This is a genomic window from Frigoribacterium sp. ACAM 257 (assembly GCF_007954365.1).
Taxonomy (GTDB): Bacteria; Actinomycetota; Actinomycetes; order Actinomycetales; family Microbacteriaceae; genus Frigoribacterium.
This window is the reverse complement of the sequence record NZ_VOLO01000002.1, coordinates 600356-620868: the sequence shown is the minus strand read 5'-3', so window position 1 is coordinate 620868 and position 20513 is coordinate 600356. Positions and strand designations below refer to the sequence as shown.

Below are 20513 nucleotides of genomic sequence, written 5' to 3'. Positions count from 1 at the left end.
TTGTCCTAGGCTGTTCGACAGTACATTCACTGGAGGCTCGCGTGGCACAGCTGTTGGTCCTGACCTCTGCCGGCTCCTCCGACGTGCTCCCGGCGCTCGCCCTGCTGAGCCACCGTACGCGGCAGATCCCGGCCGAGCCCGCCCAGCTCGTCAACGCCCCGTCGAGCGACCTGATCTTCGTCGACGCCCGCGTAGACCTCGCCAGCGCGAAGTCGCTCTGCAAGATCCTCCGCACGACCGGCGTCACCGTGCCGCTCGTGCTGGTGCTGACCGAGGGCGGCCTCACGGCGGTCAACCACGAGTGGGGCGCCGACGACGTCGTCCTCGAGACCGCCGGCCCTGCCGAGGTCGACGCCCGCATCCGCCTGGTCGTCGGGCGCCTCGCCCAGTCGCAGACGGGCTCGAAGATCCACGCGTCCGGCGTGGTGATCGACGAGGCCAGCTACTCGGCCAAGGTGCACGGTCGCCCTCTCGACCTCACGTTCAAGGAGTTCGAGCTGCTGCGCTTCTTCGCCACGCACCCGTCCCGCGTCTTCACGCGCGAGCAGCTGCTCAGCGAGGTCTGGGGCTACGACTACTTCGGCGGCACGCGCACGGTCGACGTGCACGTCCGCCGCCTCCGCGCCAAGCTCGGCGACCTCGAGTCGCTCATCGGCACGGTGCGGAACGTGGGCTACCGCTTCAACGTGTACGACGACGAGCCGGGCGCGGTCGTCCGGTGACCTCCCCTCTCGACGCGTCCGAGCTCGACGCGGCCGACCTCGAGGACCTGGCCCGCGCGGCCCAGGCCGTCGACGGGAGCCCGCCGGTGAACGACCAGGCGCTCGTCGAGGCCAGGACGGGCGAGGCGCGCCTCCTCGGCGACGTCCACGCGGCCGCGGTGCTGCGCCCCGGCGAGGTCGAGCTCGTGGTGCACCCCGACCACCGACGACGCGGGCTCGGCGCGGCGCTCGCCCGACGGGTCGTCGACGAGACGACGGGCCCCCTGGCCTTCTGGGCGCACGGCGGCCACCCGGGTGCCCGCGCCCTCGCAGCGCAGCTCGGACTCGTCGAGACGCGCCGACTGCTCCAACAGCGCGCGACGGTCGAGCGACGCACGCCGCGCCTCCGGGACGGCGACCGCATCGCCGCGTTCCGGCCCGGCGTCGACGACGCCGCCTGGCTCGACCTCAACGCCCGTGCCTTCGCCGACCACCCCGAGCAGGGCTCGCTGACGCAGGCCGACCTCGACGCCCGCCAGGCCGACGACTGGTTCGACCCGGGCGACCTGCTGCTGCTGTGGCGGGGCGACGAGCTGCTCGCCTCGTGCTGGCTCAAGCTCGAGGCCGACCAGCCGGGCGAGTTCTACGCCGTCGCCGTCAGCCCCGAGCACCAGGGCGAGCACCTGGGAGGCGCGGTGGTCGACGCCGGTCTCGCCCGCCTCCTCGACAGGGGCGTCACCACCGCCGCCCTCTACGTCGAGGGCGACAACGCCGCCGCGCTGCGGCTCTACGCGGCACGCGGGTTCGTCGACCACGCCGTCGACGTGCAGTACACGCTCACGCGCTGACCCGGGACGGTGCCGCACCGGCGAGCGCCGGGAGCGCCGGCGCCCCGACCGCCGACGAGGGCGGCGATAGTGTTGGCCGGTCACGACTGACCAGGGGGACCAGATGAGCGACGACGCGCTGCCACAGGCCGATCAGCATGCCTCTCCGGAGGCGCGGCAGCAGACCGCGTCGGGGCCCGGTCGGGAGACGTCGCCCTCGCCCTCGCCGTCGCCGGGCGGGCGTCGCCCCTGGAGTCGTCGCCGCACGCTGCTGCTCGGCGGTGCCGCCGTGCTCTTCGCGCTCGGCGTCGTCGCCGCCGTGGTCGTCGGCCGCACCGCCGCCACGCACCAGCCCCAAGCCGCCGTCGTCGCCTACCTGGACGCCGTGCAGCAGGGCGAGGTCGAGCGCGCGATGTCCCTCGACGGCACCGAGGCCGGCGACGACGACGTGCTGCTCACCGACGACGCCTACGCCGGCGTCACGGACGGCGTGACGGGCTGGCGCGTGACGGGCTCTCGCGTCGACGGCGACTCCGCGGCCGTGTTCGCCGTCGTCCAGCAGGGCGGCGAGGCGGGCACCGTCTACGACCAGCAGTTCACCCTCGAGAAGGACGGCACCGACCTCCTCCTCTTCGACCGATGGGTGCTCGCGCCCGTCGAGCTCGGCACCCTCACCGTCCAGGTCGGCGCACCCGACGCCGCCGTCGTGACGGCGGCGGGCGTCGAGGTGCCGCACGCAGGTGCCGAGGGCGACACGGTCGAGCTGCGCGCGTTCCCCGGCAGCTACCCCGCCACGCTCGACGGGGCGGGTGCCTACGCGGCGGACGACGTCGTCGGGATCGCGACCGGCGCCTCCTCGACCGGCAGCCCCGCCACGCTCGTCGCGACGCTGACCGACACGGGCGAGGCGGCGGCCCGCACCGCCGTCGACGGCTGGCTCTCCGCCTGCCTGGCCAGCACCGACCTCGCACCGGACGGCTGCAGCTTCCAGATCATCAACGAGCCGACGGGCTACACGCTGTCCGACCAGAAGTGGACGCTGGAGGCGGCACCGGCCTACGAGATCGGCGACTGGACGAGCGCGGGCTGGCAGGTCGACGCCACGACCGAGGGGTCGGCCACGTTCACGTCGACGCTCAGCGACGGCGCGGGGGGCACCGGCACCTTCAACTCGGTCGGCGCGGTGCGCGTGCCGATCCAGGGCGTCATCCCGGACGTGACGGCCGAGGGCGCGAGCTTCACGTCGACGCTCCTGCAGTACTGACGCTGCTGCAGCACTGACGCCGGGGCAGCACTGACGCCGGCGCAGGGCCGCCGGATCGGGGTACGGATCGGGGTACGACGAGGTGCCTCGACGGCCTACTCGGCGATGCACCCCGTCCTGGCACGCCGCTCACAGCCTGAGGGAGTGGATTGTCGTCATCGGATCGTCCACGACCTGCAGGAGAACACCATGAACCCCGTCAAATTCATCTCGGACCTCGGCGTCAAGAGCGAGCACGCCTACTGGGGCGGCTTCGCCTCCATCGTCATCGCGCTCGTCGCGTGGCTCGCCTCCCAGGGCAAGGACTCCAACGACAAGGCGCAGTCCGACCGCTGGGGCATCTTCATCGGCCACTGGGCGCCGACCTTCTTCGCCCTCGGCATCGCCCTGAAGCAGGAAGAGAAGTAGGCACCGCCCCTCAGGGCGGCACGCTCAGCTCAGGAGGCGACGTCCGGTCGTGAGACGCGGCCCAGCAGCGCCGCGGCGAGGTCCCGTGCCGTCTCGACCGGCCGCGGGAACGTCGCCATCCCGAGCGTGACCAGGGCGCCCTCGTGCAGCAGCATCAGCTGCCGTGCGAGGGCGCCGTCGTCGTCCTGCCCGAGTCCTGCCTCCGCGAGGAGATCGGCGACCAGTGCGAGCATCCAGCGCTTCTGCCGGGTGAGCTCGGGCAGCACGGGCCCGCCGTCGTCCGGGCCGCCCACCTCGGCGCGGGCGTTGATCACGCCGCAGCCCTTGGGCGAGTTGTCGGCGGCCCAGGTGAGCGTCGCGTCGAAGACCGCGAGCACCCGCTCGGGGCCGGGCTCGGGCGTGCGGGCCAGCTCCGCGGCGAGGTGGGCGCGCCATCTGGCGTCGCGGTGCTGCAGGTACGAGACGACCAGCGCCTCCTTCGAGCCGAAGCGGTCGTAGAGGGTCTTCTTCGTGACGCCGGCCGCGTCGGCGATCGTGTCGACGCCGACCGCGTGCACGCCGCGGTCGTAGAAGAGGTCGGAGGCGGCGTCGAGGAGGCGGCGCGCACCGGGCGTGAGGGAGGGCAGCTCGGGTGCGGTGAGATCGACCATGCCCGTGACTATACCAATCTGTATAGTCAAGGGTATGACTAAACCGATCGGTGTACTCAGTGACGGCGACGGCGACGGCGACGGCGACGGTGAGGGCGGCTGGTCGGGCCGTGCGCCCGGGGTCGTCACGGTGCTCGCCCCCGCCGGGTTCGTCCTCGCATGGAGCTCGGGCTTCACCATCGCTGCCGTCGCCACCGTCGACGCACCCGCGACGACGCTGCTGCTCTGGCGGTTCCTGCCGCTCGCGGTGCTGCTCGTCGTGGTGGCCGCCACCCGGGGTCGGCTGCGCGGCGTCCCTGGCGTCGAGCTCGGGCGCCAGGCCGTGATCGGCCTGCTCGCGCAGTTCGGCTACGTCGTCTTCGTCTACGCGGCGGTCGGCGCCGGGGTGGCGACCGGCAGCACGGCGCTGGTCGACGCGGTGCAGCCCCTCGTCGTGGCCACCCTCGTCGGCCCGTTGCTCGGGCTGAGGGTGCGGGGCGGGCAGTGGGCCGGGCTCGGGGTCGGAGCGGTCGGCGTGGTGCTCGTCGTCGGGTCGCAGCTCGGCGGCTCCGACGCGCCTGCCTGGGCGTGGGCGCTCCCGGCGCTGGCCATGGCGAGCCTGATCGCCGGCACGCTCGTCGAGCGCCGCGGAGGTGCGGAGCTGCCGGTGCTCACGACGCTGACGGTGCACGTGAGCGTGACGGCCGCAGCGCTCGTGCTGCTCGCGGCCGCGACCGGGACGCTCGTGCCGCCTCCGTCGCCCTCGTTCTGGGTCGCCACGGTGCTGTCGGCGCTGGTGCCGACGCTGGCCGCGTACGGGCTCTACTGGTGGCTGCTGCGCCGGCTGGGCGTGACAGCCCTGAACGCGCTGCTGTTCCTGGTCGCGCCGACGACCGCGGCGTCCGGCGCTCTGTTGCTCGGCGAGCCGCTCACGGCCTGGACCCTCGCGGGGTTCGTGCTCAGCGGCGCCGGTTCCGCCCTCGTGCTGGCGGGCGGGCGAAGGAGGCGCGCGCCGGTCGGCGAGGCCCTCGCGACCGCCTGAGGCGCCCCCGTCGCACCCCTCCCGTGCCTCCTCCACAGCCGCGGAACCGGGCCTCGTCACCAGCCGTTCACGTGGCGGGGACGTCGGCGGGCACCAGGGGTGGCACGATGGTGCGATGGACAGCGAACCACGCGTCGACGGCGCCGGCGTCACCCCCGATTTCCTCGACGACTTCGACGAGATCGTCAGCTTCGAGGAGGGCACCCTCCCCGCCGAGCGGTACCTCGACCGCGAGCTCAGCTGGCTGGCCTTCAACCAGCGCGTGCTCGAGCTCGCCGAGGACCCGACGACGCCGTTGCTCGAGCGCGCGAACTTCCTCGCGATCTTCGCCAGCAACCTCGACGAGTTCTTCATGGTGCGCGTCGCCGGGCTGAAGCGGCGCATCGCCACCGGGCTCGCCGTGCCCACGAACGTCGGCCGGGGCCCGAACGAGGTGCTGGCCGACATCAACACCAAGGCGCACGACCTGCAAGAACGGCACGCCCGGGCTTTCCTCGACCTGGTCAAGCCCGACCTCGACGACGCCGGCATCCACATCGAGAAGTGGTCCGACCTCGAAGAGGCCGACCGCGTGCGCATGCGCGAGATCTTCACCGAGCAGATCTTCCCCGTGCTGATGCCCCTCGCCGTCGACCCTGCTCACCCGTTCCCCTACATCTCCGGCCTCTCGCTGAACCTGTCGGTGCGCGTGCGCAACCCCAAGACGATGCGCCAGGAGTTCGCACGCCTCAAGGTGCCGCAGATGCTGCCGCGCTTCGTGCAGCTGCCCGACAACGACAGCGGGCGCGTGCGGTTCATCCCGCTGGAGGACCTGATCGCGAACCACCTGCAAGACCTGTTCCCGGGCATGGAGGTCGTCGAGCACCACGTGTTCCGCGTCACCCGCAACGAGGACGTCGAGGTCGACGAGGACGAGTCGGAGAACCTGATCCAGGCGCTCGAGCGAGAGCTGCTGCGTCGCCGCTTCGGCCCGCCCATCCGCCTCGAGATCACCGACGACATGGACCCGGTCACGCTCGAGCTGCTCGTCCGCGAGCTCGACGTCACCGATCAAGAGGTGTACCGACTGCCGGCTCCCCTCGACCTCGCAGGCCTCTTCGAGATCACGAAGATGCCGCGCTCCGACCTCAAGTACCCGAAGCACCTGCCGCAGACGGCGCTGCAGCTGCAGCCGACCGAGCCGAACATGAAGCCCGACATGTTCGCGAGCATCGCGCGGCAGGACATCCTGGTGCACCACCCGTACGAGTCGTTCGCGACGAGCGTGCAGGCGTTCCTCGAGCAGGCGGCCGCCGACCCCAACGTCCTCGCCATCAAGCAGACGCTCTACCGCACGAGCGGCGACAGCCCGATCATCGAGGCGCTCATCGACGCTGCCGAGTCGGGCAAGCAGGTGCTCGCCCTCGTCGAGGTCAAGGCGCGCTTCGACGAGCAGAACAACATCACCTGGGCCCGCAAGCTCGAGAAGGCCGGCGTGCACGTCGTCTACGGCCTGGTCGGGCTCAAGACCCACTGCAAGCTCGCCCTCGTCATCCGTCAGGAGAAGGGCCGGCTGCGGCACTACACGCACATCGGCACGGGCAACTACAACCCGAAGACGAGCCGCATCTACGAGGACATGGGCCTCTTCACCGCCGACGACCAGGTCGGCAAGGACCTGACGCGGCTCTTCAACGAGCTGTCGGGCTACGCGATCGAGAAGAAGTTCAAGCGCCTGCTCGTCGCGCCGCGCTACCTGCGGCGCGGGCTCCTCAAGCAGATCCAGGGCGAGATCGAGGCCGCGCAGGCCGGTCGCCCCTCGGGCATCAAGATCAAGATCAACTCGATCGTCGACGAGCAGATCATCGACGCGCTCTACAAGGCCAGCCAGGCCGGCGTGCCCGTCGACGTGTGGGTGCGGGGCATCTGCACCATCAAGCCGGGCCAGCCCGGCCTGAGCGACACGATCCGCGTGCGGTCCGTCCTCGGGCGCTACCTCGAGCACTCGCGTCTGTTCTGGTTCGCGAACGACGGCGACCCCCAGGTCTTCATCGGCAGCGCCGACATGATGCACCGCAACCTCGACCGCCGCATCGAGGCGCTCGTCCGCCTCACGCAGCAGGACCACCTCGACCAGGTCGCCGAGCTCTTCGAGCGCGCGATGTCCGACGAGACCGCGTCGTGGTGGCTCGAGAGCGACGGCACCTGGACGCGCCACGCCCGTGACGCGTCGGACGCCCCGCTCGCCGACATGCAGAACGTGCTGATGAAGCAGATCACGCAGCGCCGCCGGGCCAGCCGGTGAGTACCGTCGCGCCGACCACGATCGTCGCCGCGGGCGCGGTCTGCTTCCGCCTGGTCGACGGCAAGGCGCGCGTGCTGCTCATCCACCGCGAGCACCACGGCGACGTCTCGCTGCCGAAGGGCAAGGTCGACCCCGGCGAGTCGACTCCGCAGACGGCCGTCCGCGAGATCCACGAAGAGACCGGGTACCGGGTCGCGCTCGGCGCCCCGCTCGGCACCGCCGAGTACGTCATGCCCGGCGGCCGTGACAAGGTCGTGCACTACTGGGCCGCCGAGGTCACCGACGAGTCGTTCGCGGCCGCAGGGCGCTTCACGCCCAACAGCGAGGTCGCGGCGATCGAGTGGGTGTCGATCGAGAAGGCACGAGCGAAGCTGACCTACGAACGGGACGCGGAGGTGCTCGACCGGTTCGCCGACCGGGTCGCCTCCGGCGCCGCCCGCACCTTCGCCCTCGTGGCGCTGCGGCACGCCAAGACGACCTCGCCCGGCGACTGGAGCGGCTCGGACGCCACCCGGCCCCTGCTGCCCCAGGGCCGTCGGCAGGCGAAGTCGATCGCGCCCGGCATCGCGGCGTGGGCTCCGCAGCGTCTGATCAGCAGCACGGCCGCGCGGTGCCTCGCCACCCTCGAGCCCCTGTCGGCGCTCACGCGCGTCGGGGTCAAGCAGACCGACTCGATCAGCCAGGACGCGTTCGAGCGTCACGACGACGACGTGCCCGGCGTCGTCGCGAAGCGCGTGAAGAAGCGGGTGCCGGCCGTGTTCTGCACGCACGCCCCGGTGCTGCCCGAGCTCGTGCGCCAGATCGCCGCCGCGACCGTGGGCGGGCACCGGCTCGACCTGCGCCGCGCCTCCTCGCTGAGCCCTGGCGAGTACACCGTGCTGCACGTGTCGTGCGCCGACGCCGCCCTCGTGGCCGTCGAGACGCACGGCCCCGTGCTCTAGGCCCGACGCCGGTCGGCCCGCGCGCCCCGTGGCCCTGCCGCGGGGCGCGCGCTGTGTCGTGCCGGGTGCGCGGCGGTGATCCTGGCCCGGCATGCGGGCGGCGGCGGGCACGCCCGGCCGATGTTCCTCCTGCGTTAACCTCCCGTTCACCATCGCAGACGACCGTGGTTAACCACTCGACGTAGCGTCTCGCCTCGGGTCAGCACCGGCCCCCAGCACCCCACGGCACTACATCCGAAAAGGAACCTCTGTGAACTTCAAGCGCACCGGCAGCATCGTGGCGATCGCCGCGGTCGGCACCATGCTCCTCGCGTCCTGCGCCTCCAACGAGGGCGGCTCCGGCACCTCGACCGACGGCGCCTCCTCCGACCTCTCCGGCACGATCGCCGGCATCGGCGCCTCGTCGCAGCAGGCCGCCCAGGAGGCCTGGGTCGCCGGCTTCCAGACCGCCAACCCCGACGTCACCGTCAACTACGACCCGCAGGGCTCCGGCGGCGGCCGTGAGAGCTTCATCTCCGGCGCCGCAGCCTTCGCCGGCTCGGACCGCGCGTTCAAGTCCGACGAGATCTCGTCGAGCACCTTCGCCGGCTGCACGCCCGACACCGGCATCGTCGAGCTGCCCGTCTACGTCTCGCCCATCGCAGTCGTCTTCAACCTGGACGGCGTCGACGAGCTGAACCTCTCCCCCGCCACCATCGCCGGCATCTTCAGCGGCGCGATCACCAGCTGGGACGCTGCCGAGATCAAGGCCGACAACCCCGACGCCGACCTGCCCAGCACGCCGATCACGGCCGTGCACCGCTCGGACGACTCGGGCACCACCGAGAACTTCACCGACTACCTCAACGCCAACAGCCCCGACGTGTGGACCTCCGAGCCCGACGGCGTCTGGCCCCTCGAGGGCGGCGAGGGCGCCTCCGGCACCTCGGGCGTCATCGACGCCGTGACCAACGGCACCGGCACCATCGGCTACGCGGACGCCTCGCGCGCCGGCGACCTCGGCGTGGCGAAGATCAAGGTCGGCGACGAGTTCGTCGAGTACTCCGCCGAGGCCGCCGCCGCGATCGTCGACGAGTCCCCGGAAGAGGAGGGCCGCACCGAGGGCGACATCGCCATCGAGCTCGACCGCACCTCGACCGCCGCGGGCGTCTACCCCCTCGTGCTCGTCAGCTACCTGATCGGCTGCGAGTCCTACGAGGACGCCGCCCAGGGCGAGCTCGTGAAGTCGTACTTCGAGTACGTCTCCAGCGACGAGGGCCAGCAGGTCGCGGCCGACGCCGCCGGATCCGCTCCCATCTCGAGCACCCTCTCGGGCCAGGTCGCCGACGCGATCGCGCTCATCAAGTAGCACCAGCCACACCGGGCCCGGGACCGCACGCCGTGCGGTCCCGGGCCGTCGCCCTGACAGGGGCACCCGTACCATCGGCACCAGCACCACCGGCTGCACCGCACCGCCACCCGAGCACCGCCCGCACACCGAGCACCCACCCGGAGGACCTCGTCCGATGACCGCCCCCGCATCGACCGCCACGAAGGTCAGAGCACCTCGTGCGCCGCGTCGCCCCGCAGACCGGATCTTCTCGGGCAGCACCGTCGTCGCCGGCGGCCTGATCCTCGCCATCCTCGCCGCCGTCGCGATCTTCCTCGTCGTGCAGAGCATCCCCGCCGTGGTCGCCGACCCGGCCGACATCTCGCTGTCGGGCTTCCCCGACTCGTTCTGGCAGTACGTCGGGCCGCTCGCCTTCGGCACGGTCTACGCCGCGGCGCTCGCGCTCGTGATGGCCCTCCCTGTGGCCATCGGCATCGCGCTCTTCATCTCGCACTACGCCCCCCGCCGCCTCGCCGCGGGCCTCGGCTACGTCATCGACCTGCTGGCCGCCGTGCCGTCGGTCGTCTTCGGCCTGTGGGGCAGCATCGTCCTCGCCCCCGCCGTGCAGCCCGTCTACGCGTGGATGGCCGACCACCTCGGCTGGTTCCCGCTGTTCGCCGGTCCCGTGTCGGGCACCGGACGCACGCTGCTCACCGCCTCCATCGTGCTCGCGGTGATGATCCTGCCGATCATCACCGCGCTCAGCCGTGAGGTGTTCCTGCAGACGCCGACCCTGCACGAGGAGGCGGCACTCGCGCTGGGCGCGACCCGCTGGGAGATGATCCAGGTCGCGGTCCTGCCCTTCGGCCGCCCCGGCATCATCTCGGCCTCGATGCTCGGCCTCGGCCGGGCCCTCGGCGAGACCATGGCCGTCGCGCTCGTGCTCTCGCCGGCGCTCGTGATCAACCCGGCGATCCTCACCTCGACGAACTCGTCGACCATCGCCGCGAACATCGCCCTCAGGTTCCCCGAGGCCCACGACATCGGCATCAACACCCTGATCGCCACCGGCCTCGTCCTGTTCGTCATCACGCTGGTCGTCAACTCGATCGCCCGCGTCGTCATCAACCGCCGCAAGGCCTTCTCGGGAGCGAACTGATGGCCACGACCACCCAGGACCGTCCCCGCACGGCCAGCCGCACCGTGAACACCCTCACCACGGGCCGCCTGCCCAAGGCCTCGCCGCTCGTCATCCTCGTCGGCAGCTGGGCGATCATGCTCGTCGTCTTCGGCCTGCTGCAGGCCGGCGGCGTGACCGAGACATTCAACTGGGTCGCCGCGATCGTGCTCGGCACGATCCTCTACGCCGCCCTGGTGTTCGTCATCTCGATGCAGGTCGAGGGCATCCGCCGCGCGAAGGACCGCGTCGTCACGACCCTGGTCAGCGCGGCCTTCGTCCTGGCGCTGATCCCGCTCGTGTCCGTCCTCCTCACCGTGGTCACCTCCGGCGCCGCGCGCTTCGACGGCGACTTCTTCTCGATGTCGATGCGCAACGTGGTCGGCGCGGGCGGCGGCGGGCTGCACGCCCTCACCGGCACGCTGCTGATCACGGCCCTCGCGGCCGTCATCTCGGTGCCGATCGGCCTGCTGACCGCCATCTACCTCGTCGAGTACGGCCGCGGCCGCCTGGCCCGTGCGATCACGTTCTTCGTCGACGTCATGACGGGCATCCCGTCCATCGTCGCCGGCCTGTTCGCCTACGCCCTCTTCGTCATCTTCTTCGGCGAGGGCGTCCGGATGGGTGCCGCCGGCTCCGTGGCGCTGGCCGTGCTGATGATCCCCGTCGTCGTGCGCAGCACGGAGGAGATGCTCAAGCTCGTCCCGAACGAGCTGCGCGAGGCCGCCTACGCGCTCGGCGTGCCGAAGTGGCTGACGATCCTCAAGGTCGTGCTCCCCACCTCCATCGCGGGCATCACCACCGGCGTCATGCTCTCGATCGCCCGCGTCATCGGCGAGACGGCCCCGCTGCTGATCACCGCCGGCTTCACGGCGAGCATGAACTACGACCTCTTCGACGGCCGCATGCAGTCGCTGCCGGTCTTCGCCTACAGCTCGTACGTCAGCCAGGGCACCGACGCGGCCGCCTACATCGACCGGGCGTGGACCTCGGCCCTGACGCTGATCCTCATCGTCATGGCGCTGAACCTGCTGGCCCGCCTCATCGCACGCCTCTTCGCCCCCAAGCTCGGCCGCTGACGGCCACGCGCCTCCCCCACTCTTCCCCCGCGTCCCCGTACGACGCCGCACCTCACCGAAGGAACCTGAATGTCCAAGCGCATCGAGGTCAAGGACCTCAACGTCTACTACAGCAAGTTCAAGGCCGTCGAGGACGTCAACATCACCATCGAGCCGCGCACCGTCACGGCCTTCATCGGCCCGTCCGGCTGCGGCAAGTCGACGTTCCTCCGCACGCTGAACCGCATGCACGAGGTCATCCCCGGCGCCTACGTCGACGGCGAGGTGCTGATCGACGGCAACGACCTGTACAGCCCCGGCGTCGACCCGGTGCTCGTTCGCCGCCAGGTCGGCATGGTGTTCCAGCGCCCGAACCCGTTCCCCACCATGAGCATCCGCGACAACGTGCTCGCGGGCGTCAAGCTCAACAACCGCCGCATGGGCAAGGGCGAGCAGGACGACCTGGTCGAGAGCTCGCTGCAGGGCGCCAACCTCTGGAACGAGGTCAAGGACCGCCTCGACAAGCCCGGCTCCGGTCTCTCGGGCGGCCAGCAGCAGCGCCTCTGCATCGCTCGCGCCGTCGCCGTCTCCCCCGACGTGATCCTGATGGACGAGCCCTGCTCGGCCCTCGACCCGATCTCGACGCTCGCCATCGAGGACCTCATCGAGGAGCTCAAGCAGCAGTACACGATCGTCATCGTGACCCACAACATGCAGCAGGCCAGCCGCGTCAGCGACAAGACGGCCTTCTTCAACATCGCGGGCACCGGCAAGCCCGGCAAGCTCATCGAGTACGACGACACCGCCACGATGTTCTCGAAGCCCAGCGTCCAGGCGACCGAGGACTACGTCTCCGGCCGATTCGGCTGAGCCCGGCACGACGCGAAGGAGGCGGCCCACCTGATGGTGGGCCGCCTCCTTCGTCGTGTGGTGCGGTGCGGTGCAGCCGCTGCTAGGCGGCCTGCACGGCCATGATCGGGTCGCTCGTCGGCTGTTCGGAGCCACCGGCCGGCTCGACCGTCAGGCCGATGGTGTCGCCGGGCGACATCTCGCCCTTGAGCACCTTCGTGACCGTCGAGTCGGAGGCCGTGTCGAACGTGCCGGCAGGCACCGCACCGTCGGAGCCGATGTACCAGAGCTCGTAGGTCTGGTCGCCGGGCAGCGACGTGAGGCCGTCGAGGACGACCGCCGAGCGCTTGAGCTCGTTCGACCACACCAGCGTCGCGGTCCCGCCGGTGCTGACGTCGGTGACGGTTCGCTGGAAGTCCCCTGCGGCGTAGATCTCGTCGATCGAGGAGGCGGTGGCCTCCTGCTGCTGGCTCGGGCCGGTGACCTCGGACAGCAGCGCACCTCCTCCGAAGAAGAGCGCGGCGGCTGCCGCGGCGACGCCGAGCATCGCGACGGGACGGGTGAACCAGCGGGCACGGGCGGCGCCGGTGGGCTCGAGCACGCGGGCAGCGGTCTCGGATTCGCTCGGCTCCATCTCGGGGACGGCGTGGCGGCCGGGGCGGGCGATCTCGTGGTCGTCACCCGCGCCTCCTGCGGACTGCGTGGCCGTCGAGCCCTGATCGGCCTGCGACTCGGAGGTGGTCAGGGCGGGCAGCTGAGGCAGCCCGACGATGGCGTCCATGATGCTCGCGCGGAGGGCGGCCGAAGGCATCACGGGCGGTGCCGCGTGGGCGAGCAGCAATGCGGTCTCTCTCAATTCGGTCACTTCCCTTCTGGTGCTCTCGGACTCCTCCAGCAGAGTCTCGAAGTCGTGTCGTTCGTCGTCGCTGAGGGCATCGAGCGCGTAGGCGCCCGACATCGCCTCGAGCGAGTCGTGGGGCGGGCCGCCCCCGGTGGCGGAGTCGTCGCGGTAGGTCACGATGCCACTCCCATCTCGTCGCGCAGGCGGATCATGCCGTCGCGCAGTCTCGTCTTGACGGTGCCGATCGGCACCCCCAGCATCGCGGCCACCTCGCTGTGGCTGTAGCCGCCGTAGTACGCCAGCCTGACGGCTTGGCTCTGGAGCTCCGTGAGTCGTCCCAGTGCACGCTCGACGCGCTCGTGCTCGATGCGGATCTCGACCGACTCGGTGACCGAGTCGTAGCCGGGCTCCAGATCGCGGACGCCGATCTTGAGGTCGCGGTCGCGGCCGGCCTGGGAGGCGCGGACACGGTCGACGGCCCGACGGTGGGCCATCGTCAACATCCAGCTCGAGGCGCTGCCCCGGGTGGTGTCGAAGCGAGCGGCGTTCTGCCAGATCTCGAGGAAGACCTCTTGGGTGACCTCCTCGGACTGCGAGTGGTCTTTCAGGAGCCGCTTGATCAGGCCCATCACACGAGGTGCGGTCTGGTCGTACAGCTCGGCGAAGGCCACTCGATCGGCCTGGGCGACCCTGGTGAGGAGCTCGTCAGGAGTGGAGGCTCGCGCCTCTTCCCGGGGAGTCTCGATGTCATGGGTCACGAGCTTCAGCATGTCAGGGTTCACCTCGATCCGCTCGTGTCGGGCTGACCGTCACAGGATCGTGACGGGTTCGTGCTGGTTCCGGTTCTTGCTGGTCGGGCTTGTTCTTGCTGGTGTGAGTCGCTCCCCCCGCCCGGTGACCGTCTGGGATGGCGTTCAGGCCCGGGCCGGGCGGGGGGAACGACCGCGTCGTCCCGCCAGTCAGGGCGGCGGGAAGTCAGCGGAGGATCTCTCGATCCCTCACGCTCATGGTTCGGCACCGGGGGGCTGCTGGTTTGGGCGAGTTTGCCTCAGCTGCAGGGAACGCCTGGTGGCAGCTGGCTGAGTGGTCACGAACTGTCGGTGACCGCGTCGGGAGGGACCACTTCGGACCACTCGACCTCGTGCCCTGAGCAGAGGGACGGGGACAGGGACGGGGACCTCACGTCAGCCGGGCGGGATGACCACGCTCGGGAGGAGGAAGAGGGTGTCGAGCCGCAGGAACGCCTCTCGGCGCGAGTCCGCTCGAAGCGGCTGAATTTGGAGCCCGGGGTTTCTACGGCCCGACAGTGATCGAGTCTAACCGCCCTCGTCGCCCCTCGCCCGAGCGTTCGCCGGGTGCGAACGCCGAGGCGTCAGTCGAGGCTGCCGGCGCGCCAGAGCGCGGCGCAGGCGGTGAGGTCGACGCCGAGCTCAGAGAGGCGGAGCGCACGTCGGGTCAGGGTCGACGCGAGGTCGGAGCCGATCGTGTCCTGCTCGTCGGCGACGGTCGTGGCGCCGGCCGACGCGAGCCGGCAGAACGCCGCGCCGCGCTCGAGCGCGACCGCGAAGTCGCCGTCGAACACCCCTCGCAGGATGAGGTCGGCCAGCGCGAGCACCTCGGCCGGTGTCGCCGGCGTCGGGGCACCGGCGACGATCGGGTCGATGGTGGTCGACGTCTCGACGCCGCGGTCGAAGAGGTACGTGACCTCGTCCGGCGCCTGGCGGATCACCGCTCGGACCAGGTAGATGCGCCACAGGGCACCCGGCAGGGTGTGCGGTGCGGCACGCGCCCACAGCTCGGCCACGACGTCGATGCCGTGCTCGTCGCTGAACGACACGAGCCGGTCGAGGATCTCGGGACTGGGGTCGTGCTTCACCCGCGCCACGAGGGCGGCCGCCGACTCGTGAGCGATCCGGTTCACGGTCGCCGGGTCCTCGCCCCCCTGGAACGCCTCGAAGGCGGCACTGGGGAACTGGGTCGGGCGGTGGAAGTCTCTGGGCATCGCCTCGACGATACGCGCGTGCACCGACAGCGGCGTGTGGGCCGGGCACCGGCTCGGGTCGGGTCGGCTCGGGTCGGCTCGGCTCGGGTCGGCTCGGGTCGGGTCGGGTCGTCGGGCGTCGTCGCCCGCAACTGCGCAGGAGGCGCGCTGCCGACCCGCGAGGACGCCCGCGATCCCGTATCCTCGAACACCGAGGGCCTCTAGCTCAGTTGGTAGAGCATCGGACTTTTAATCCGCGGGTCATGGGTTCGAGCCCCATGGGGCCCACGACCTCGGGAGGCGACCTCCGGCACGGCCGGCGGGGCGCCTCCTTCGTCGTGCAGGCGGTCGCGGAGACCACCCGGGAGACGAGCGTGCCCCCGACCGGCGGAGCCAGCGGGGGCACGGTGCACCAGGAGCGGCTCCGGTCCCCGGATCAGGTGGGGATCGGCGCACGGACCTCCCGGCGACTTGTGTCCGGTAACCAGCCGAACGGACACACGTTAGCGCCAGAACGAGCAGATGCGGACGTGCGGCACTGACCGCTTGCGCATATCGGACAACAGGTCAGCGGGTCGGTTTCTCTGGACAGCACGTGTCGCGTAGCTGAACCGGCTCGTGCGTCGATGCCTGCGAGACGACAGCGACGCGATGACGACAAGACGACGCGGGACATCGCGTCGCTTCGTCGTTCTTGCGCCGCCTAGGCCCGAGCGGAGCCGCCAGCGGCGCCCGCGACGATCCGGCGGATGCCCCACGCGGCCGTCCAGGTCTCGCCCGGCTCGAGCCAGACGAGCGACTCGCCGGTCGCGAGGGCGTTCGGCGGCGCCGTCATCGGCTCGACCGCCACGGCCAGCCCCTCGACCCCCGCGCGCGGGAAGTTCCGCGGGGTGAACACCTGCACGTACGGGAACGCCTCGTCCTGCCAGAGCTCGGTCGCCGTGCCGTCGGGTGCCGTCAGCCGCGTGCGGCGCACGCCGTCGGCGCCGGGCCGCACGTCGCGGTAGGGCGTGTCCAGGTCGAGGTCGCCGAGCCGGGGCCCGCCACGGAGGTCGACCGACGTGCCCGCCACGGGCGAGGTGCCGGTCGGGATGCCGCGCTCGCTGACCTCGTACCGGGTCGCCGCCTCCAGCGTGATCGTCAGCGTCGCCGGGTCGTGCTCGCCGACGCGCAGGAACGGGTGGGAGCCGACGGCGAACGGCGCCCGCGACGCCCCGACGTTCGACACGGTGTGCACCACCCGCATGCCGCCGGCGACGAGCTCGTGCCGCACCGTCGTCTCGAGCGTGAAGGGCCAGCCGTGCTGCGGGTACACCGTCGCCGCCAGCGTCACCGCGTGCGGCTCGACGTCGACCGCCCGGTACGCCGTGTACCGCAGCAGCCCGTGGCTCGCGTTGCCCTTGGCCGGCTCGGTGAGGTCGAGCTGCAGCTCGCGGCCGTCGAGCGTCCAGCGGCCGCCGTCGACGCGGTTCGGCCACGGGAAGAGGGTGATGCCGCACGCCGACGGGGGCGTCTCGTGCTCGGCGAACGTCTCGGTGAGCGCCTCGCCGTCGACGGCCAGGGCGCGCAGCCCGGCGGCGACCTCGGTCACCGTCGCCGTGACGACGCGGCCGTCCGCCTCGAGCGTCAGCTCGTGCTGGTGTCCGGTGGGTGGGGTCGGCATGGTCGTCCCTTCGTCGTGGCGTCGTGGGCGCAGGAGGTGCGGGTGCGGACTGCGGGAGCCGCGGCCCTGCCGGTGGCCGGCACCGCGCCTCCGGCGTCAGCCTGCCAGGTCGTCGTCGGCCCCGTCCGGGCCGGGACCGTCGTCCGGCAGCTCGGCCTCGACGACCTCGAGCCCGGCTCGCCGCAGGGCGTCGACCTGCCCGGCGTCGGCGTCGGCGGTGATGAGCGCCTCGAACCGGTCGAGGGGGCCGATGACGCCCAGGTGCGCCTCGCCGAGCTTGCCGCCGTCGGCGACGATGTACGACCGTCTCGCCGTCTGCGTCATGAGGCGCTTGAGGTCGGTCTCGGGCAGGTTGACGTTGGTCGCGCCGTGCTCGGCGTGGACGCCGGTGCAGCCGATGAACGCGAGATCGGCGGTGATCGAGCTGAAGACGCTGGTGGCCAAGGGGTTCACGAGCGAGTGCTGCAGGGGACGCAGGGTGCCGCCCGAGACGATGACCGTGAACCGCGGCACGGCCTGCTCGAGGGCCAGGGCGATCGTGAGCCCGTTGGTGACGACGACGACCCCCTCGAGGTCGTGCCGGTCGAGAAGCGCCAGCGCGATCTGCGTCGTCGTGGTGCCGACGTCGATCACGACGCAGTCTCCCGAGCGCACGAGCGAGGCGGCACGCACCCCGATCGCCTTCTTGGCGTCGGTGCCGACCGCGCTCTCCTCCTCGAAGGGGCGCTCGACCGGCCGGTCGACGGACAGGGCGCCGCCGTGCACCCGCGAGAGGAGGCCCTCGGCGGCGAGGCTCTCGAGGTCGGTGCGGATCGTCACCTCCGAGAGGCGGAACTCGCGGGCCAGCTCGGCGGTCGAGACGAACCCGCGACGGCCGACCAGGTCGGCGATCCGGCCGCGACGACGCTCACCGGGGAGCGGGGCGGCGTCGGGGTTGCGAGTCACCCTCCGATCTTCGTATGCTTTCACCTGCTTTCGCAAGTGCAAGTCGCGGGAGCGTCCGCAGGTCCCGCTCCCGCCCCTCTAGGAGGCACCATGGCGCCCATCGCCATCCGCCCGACGACGCTGGCCGACGGCCGCGAGCTCATCTACTTCGACGACGCCGACACCACCCTCGGCGCCGAGCGGCGGGCCGACGCGCGCGTGCTCGACCCGCGGCCCGAGACCGCCTCGATGCGGCAGGACCCGCTCACGGGCGAGTGGGTCTCGATCGCCGCGTCGCGACAGAACCGCGTGTTCCTGCCGCCGGCCGAGCTCGACCCCCTGGCGCCCGCCTCCGCGACGAACCCCTCCGAGATCCCCGACGTCTACGACGTCGCCGTCTTCGAGAACCGCTCCCCCTCGTTCGGCCCGACCCTCGACGGCCCCGACGCACCCGCCGGCCTCGCCGACCTCGCCGAGGTCGGCCTCGGCCGCACGCGCCGCAGCGTCGGCCGTTGCGAGGTCGTCTGCTTCAGCCCCGAGACGCACGGCTCGTTCGCCGGCCTCAGCGACTCGCGTGCGCGCACGGTCGTCGAGGCGTGGGCGCACCGCACCGAGGCCCTCTCGGCCCTGCCCGGCGTCGAGCAGGTGTTCCCGTTCGAGAACCGCGGCCAGGCGATCGGCGTGACCCTGCACCACCCGCACGGCCAGATCTACGCGTACCCCTACGTCACGCCCCGCACCTCGGCGCTGCTGCGCAGCATCGACGCCTACGGGCCCGACCTCTTCGCCGACCTGCTCGAGAGCGAGCGCACCGGTCCGCGCGTCGTCCTCGCCGGCGAGCACTTCACGGCCTTCGTGCCGTTCGCCGCGCGGTGGCCGATCGAGATCCACCTGCTCCCCCACCGCCACGTGCCCGACTTCGCGGGCCTCACGAGCGACGAACGCGACGAGCTCGCGGTCATGTACAAGCGCCTCCTCACGGGCCTCGACGCCCTCTACGGCGACGAGACGCCCTACATCGGCGCTTGGCACCAGGCTCCGGTCAACGTCGGACGCGACACCGTCCGGCTCATGCTGCAGATCACGTCGCCGCGACGCGCCGAGACCAAGCTGAAGTTCCTGGCGGGCTCCGAGGCCGCGATGGGAGCCTGGGTGGGCGACCTCGTGCCCGAGGTCCAGGCCGACCGACTGAGAGAGGCGATGACGCGCTGATGAGCACCCCCACCCCCCACACCGCAGGAGGCGCCGGTCACGCCCGCGACTTCGGCTCCGTCTTCGACACCCCCGTCGCGGGTCGCTGGTCGGCGCCCGGGCGCGCGAACCTGATCGGCGAGCACACGGACTACAACGACGGCTTCGTGTTCCCGTTCGCGATCGACCGACGCACGATGGTGACCGTGGGCGTCCGTGACGACCGCCTCCTCCGCGTGGCGAGCACGTTCGACGAGGGCGTCCACGAGATCTCGCTGGACGAGCTCGACCCGGCGCGCATGGACGGCTGGTCCGCCTACGTCTTCGGCATCGCCTGGGCGCTCTCGGTGGCCCCCACGCGCGCCGCGTCGCCGTCGTTCGCCGCGGCCGGCGGAGACCTGTCGACCATCGACCTGTCGACCGTGCCCGGGCTCGACCTCTTCGTCACCTCTGACGTCCCCGTGGGCGCCGGCCTGTCGTCGTCCGCCGCGCTCGAGTGCTCGGTCGCGGTCGCGATGGCCGAGCTCTGGGGCCTCGACGTGAACCGGGCGACCCTCGCCGCCGTCGGCCAGCTGTCCGAGAACGAGGCCGTGGGCGCGCCCACCGGCATCATGGACCAGTCCGCGTCGCTGCTCGGCCAGGCCGACTCGGCCGTGTTCCTCGACTGCCGAAGCCTCGACGCCGACGTGGTCGACCTCGGGTTCGACGCGGCCGGCCTCGAGATCCTCGTCGTCGACACGCACGTCGAGCACGCCCACGCCACGGGCGGCTACGTCGACCGCCGCACCTCGTGCGAGCGCGGTGCCGAGGCACTCGGCGTCAGCTCCCTGCGCGACCTCGACCTCGACGACCTGACCCGCGCCGCCGAGGTGCTCGACGACGAGACGTTCCGCCGCGTGCGCCACGTCGTCACCGAGAACCAGCGCGTGCTCGACACCGTCCGCACGCTCCGCACCGAGGGCGCCGTCGGCATCGGCGCCCTGCTCGACGCCTCGCACGTCTCGATGCGCGACGACTTCGAGATCTCGGTGCCCGAGCTCGACCTCGCCGTCTCGACCGCCCACGCGGCCGGTGCAGTCGGCGCACGCATGACCGGCGGCGGCTTCGGCGGCTCGGCGATCGCGCTCGTCCGGTCGGCCGACCGCGACGCCGTCGCGTCCGCCGTGACCGCGGCGTTCGCGGACGCCGGCTTCGCCGCGCCGACCGTCTTCACGGTGCACCCCGCCGAGGGCGCCCGCCGCGACGCCTGACGCGACCCGCGCGCTCGACCTGCCCGCTCGTCCCTTCCCGGGGCCGGGCGGGTTCGTCGTGGGCGGGCCGGCGAGCCTGACCGGGCCGCCGGGCGCAAGCACAGGCGCCAGCAGGACTTACGCGAAAAGGGACGATGTAGGGCTGGGCCCGCCCCTACTTCGTCCCTTTTCGAG

General features: G+C 71.7%; 20 protein-coding genes and 1 tRNA gene. 15 read left to right on the top strand and 6 right to left on the bottom strand.

The genetic code is table 11. The features are described 5' to 3' along the window. The first annotated feature begins 41 nt into the window (after positions 1–41). The 4 genes from ES689_RS09340 (at position 42) to ES689_RS09325 (ending at position 3200) form a co-directional block, all read left to right on the top strand. Positions 42–722: a winged helix-turn-helix domain-containing protein gene (locus ES689_RS09340; protein WP_123547852.1), complete on the top strand. Its 681-nt coding sequence runs from the start codon at positions 42–44 to the stop codon at positions 720–722. Next, positions 719–1549, top strand: coding sequence for a mycothiol synthase (gene mshD, locus ES689_RS09335; RefSeq protein ID WP_223269498.1), 831 nt, complete (start codon positions 719–721; stop codon positions 1547–1549). Before ES689_RS09340 ends, mshD begins: the two co-directional genes overlap by 4 nt. A 103-nt stretch (positions 1550–1652) precedes the next feature. After that, positions 1653–2792, top strand: coding sequence for a hypothetical protein (locus tag ES689_RS09330; protein ID WP_146903249.1), 1140 nt, complete (start codon positions 1653–1655; stop codon positions 2790–2792). 189 nt (positions 2793–2981) lie between these two features. After that, positions 2982–3200, top strand: a complete 219-nt coding sequence (locus tag ES689_RS09325) for a hypothetical protein (RefSeq protein WP_123547843.1) — start codon at positions 2982–2984, stop codon at positions 3198–3200. A 29-nt stretch (positions 3201–3229) separates the two neighbouring features. Here ES689_RS09325 and ES689_RS09320 read toward each other — a convergent pair whose 3' ends face one another. After that, the gene (locus ES689_RS09320; protein WP_146903247.1) at positions 3230–3850 is read right to left on the bottom strand and encodes a TetR/AcrR family transcriptional regulator; all 621 of its coding nucleotides are present in this window, start codon (positions 3848–3850) and stop codon (positions 3230–3232) included. Between the two features lie 34 nt (positions 3851–3884). Here ES689_RS09320 and ES689_RS09315 point away from each other — a divergent pair, with 34 nt between their 5' ends. The 7 genes from ES689_RS09315 (at position 3885) to pstB (ending at position 12510) form a co-directional block, all read left to right on the top strand. Next, positions 3885–4871 carry a DMT family transporter gene (locus tag ES689_RS09315; protein ID WP_146903244.1) on the top strand — a complete coding sequence of 329 codons (987 nt, stop codon included), beginning with the start codon at positions 3885–3887 and terminating at the stop codon, positions 4869–4871. Between the two features lie 115 nt (positions 4872–4986). Next, positions 4987–7155: an RNA degradosome polyphosphate kinase gene (locus ES689_RS09310; protein ID WP_146903241.1), complete on the top strand. Its 2169-nt coding sequence runs from the start codon at positions 4987–4989 to the stop codon at positions 7153–7155. Then, the gene (locus ES689_RS09305; protein WP_146903239.1) at positions 7152–8096 is read left to right on the top strand and encodes an NUDIX domain-containing protein; all 945 of its coding nucleotides are present in this window, start codon (positions 7152–7154) and stop codon (positions 8094–8096) included. Before ES689_RS09310 ends, ES689_RS09305 begins: the two co-directional genes overlap by 4 nt. Positions 8097–8346: 250 nt before the next feature. Beyond that, the gene (locus ES689_RS09300; RefSeq protein ID WP_370512353.1) at positions 8347–9444 is read left to right on the top strand and encodes a phosphate ABC transporter substrate-binding protein PstS; all 1098 of its coding nucleotides are present in this window, start codon (positions 8347–8349) and stop codon (positions 9442–9444) included. 157 nt (positions 9445–9601) lie between these two features. After that, on the top strand, positions 9602–10564 hold the full coding sequence (pstC, locus tag ES689_RS09295) for a phosphate ABC transporter permease subunit PstC (RefSeq protein WP_146903236.1): 963 nt from the start codon (positions 9602–9604) through the stop codon (positions 10562–10564). Then, on the top strand, positions 10564–11661 hold the full coding sequence (gene pstA / locus ES689_RS09290; RefSeq protein ID WP_146903233.1) for a phosphate ABC transporter permease PstA: 1098 nt from the start codon (positions 10564–10566) through the stop codon (positions 11659–11661). The genes pstC and pstA overlap by 1 nt, the downstream gene beginning before the upstream one ends. A 69-nt stretch (positions 11662–11730) precedes the next feature. After that, on the top strand, positions 11731–12510 hold the full coding sequence (pstB, locus tag ES689_RS09285; RefSeq protein WP_123547836.1) for a phosphate ABC transporter ATP-binding protein PstB: 780 nt from the start codon (positions 11731–11733) through the stop codon (positions 12508–12510). A gap of 82 nt (positions 12511–12592) precedes the next feature. Here pstB and ES689_RS09280 read toward each other — a convergent pair whose 3' ends face one another. The 3 genes from ES689_RS09280 to ES689_RS09270 form a co-directional block, all read right to left on the bottom strand. Next, positions 12593–13507: an anti-sigma factor domain-containing protein gene (locus tag ES689_RS09280; protein WP_146903231.1), complete on the bottom strand. Its 915-nt coding sequence runs from the start codon at positions 13505–13507 to the stop codon at positions 12593–12595. Further along, entirely contained in the window at positions 13504–14100 is a 597-nt protein-coding gene (gene sigK, locus ES689_RS09275; RefSeq protein ID WP_146903656.1) for an ECF RNA polymerase sigma factor SigK, read from the bottom strand. Before sigK ends, ES689_RS09280 begins: the two co-directional genes overlap by 4 nt. 602 nt (positions 14101–14702) lie before the next feature. After that, positions 14703–15332 carry a DNA-directed RNA polymerase subunit beta gene (locus ES689_RS09270; protein WP_146903228.1) on the bottom strand — a complete coding sequence of 210 codons (630 nt, stop codon included), beginning with the start codon at positions 15330–15332 and terminating at the stop codon, positions 14703–14705. Between the two features lie 18 nt (positions 15333–15350). On the opposite strand from ES689_RS09270, the gene ES689_RS09265 reads away from it, so the two are divergent. Together ES689_RS09265 and ES689_RS09260 are read left to right on the top strand one after the other, a co-directional pair. Further along, entirely contained in the window at positions 15351–15536 is a 186-nt protein-coding gene (locus tag ES689_RS09265; RefSeq protein ID WP_146903225.1) for a hypothetical protein, read from the top strand. After that, a tRNA-Lys gene (locus tag ES689_RS09260) sits at positions 15527–15599 on the top strand. Before ES689_RS09265 ends, ES689_RS09260 begins: the two co-directional genes overlap by 10 nt. A gap of 415 nt (positions 15600–16014) precedes the next feature. On the opposite strand, the gene ES689_RS09255 is transcribed toward ES689_RS09260, so the two are convergent. Both ES689_RS09255 and ES689_RS09250 read right to left on the bottom strand, forming a co-directional pair. Further along, on the bottom strand, positions 16015–16974 hold the full coding sequence (locus ES689_RS09255) for an aldose 1-epimerase family protein (protein WP_146903223.1): 960 nt from the start codon (positions 16972–16974) through the stop codon (positions 16015–16017). Between the two features lie 96 nt (positions 16975–17070). Further along, the gene (locus ES689_RS09250; RefSeq protein ID WP_146903220.1) at positions 17071–17919 is read right to left on the bottom strand and encodes a DeoR/GlpR family DNA-binding transcription regulator; all 849 of its coding nucleotides are present in this window, start codon (positions 17917–17919) and stop codon (positions 17071–17073) included. 90 nt (positions 17920–18009) lie between these two features. On the opposite strand from ES689_RS09250, the gene galT reads away from it, so the two are divergent. Continuing rightward, the gene (gene galT, locus ES689_RS09245) at positions 18010–19110 is read left to right on the top strand and encodes a galactose-1-phosphate uridylyltransferase (RefSeq protein WP_146903217.1); all 1101 of its coding nucleotides are present in this window, start codon (positions 18010–18012) and stop codon (positions 19108–19110) included. Next, entirely contained in the window at positions 19110–20339 is a 1230-nt protein-coding gene (gene galK / locus ES689_RS09240) for a galactokinase (protein ID WP_146903214.1), read from the top strand. Before galT ends, galK begins: the two co-directional genes overlap by 1 nt. The last annotated feature ends 174 nt before the right edge of the window (positions 20340–20513 follow it).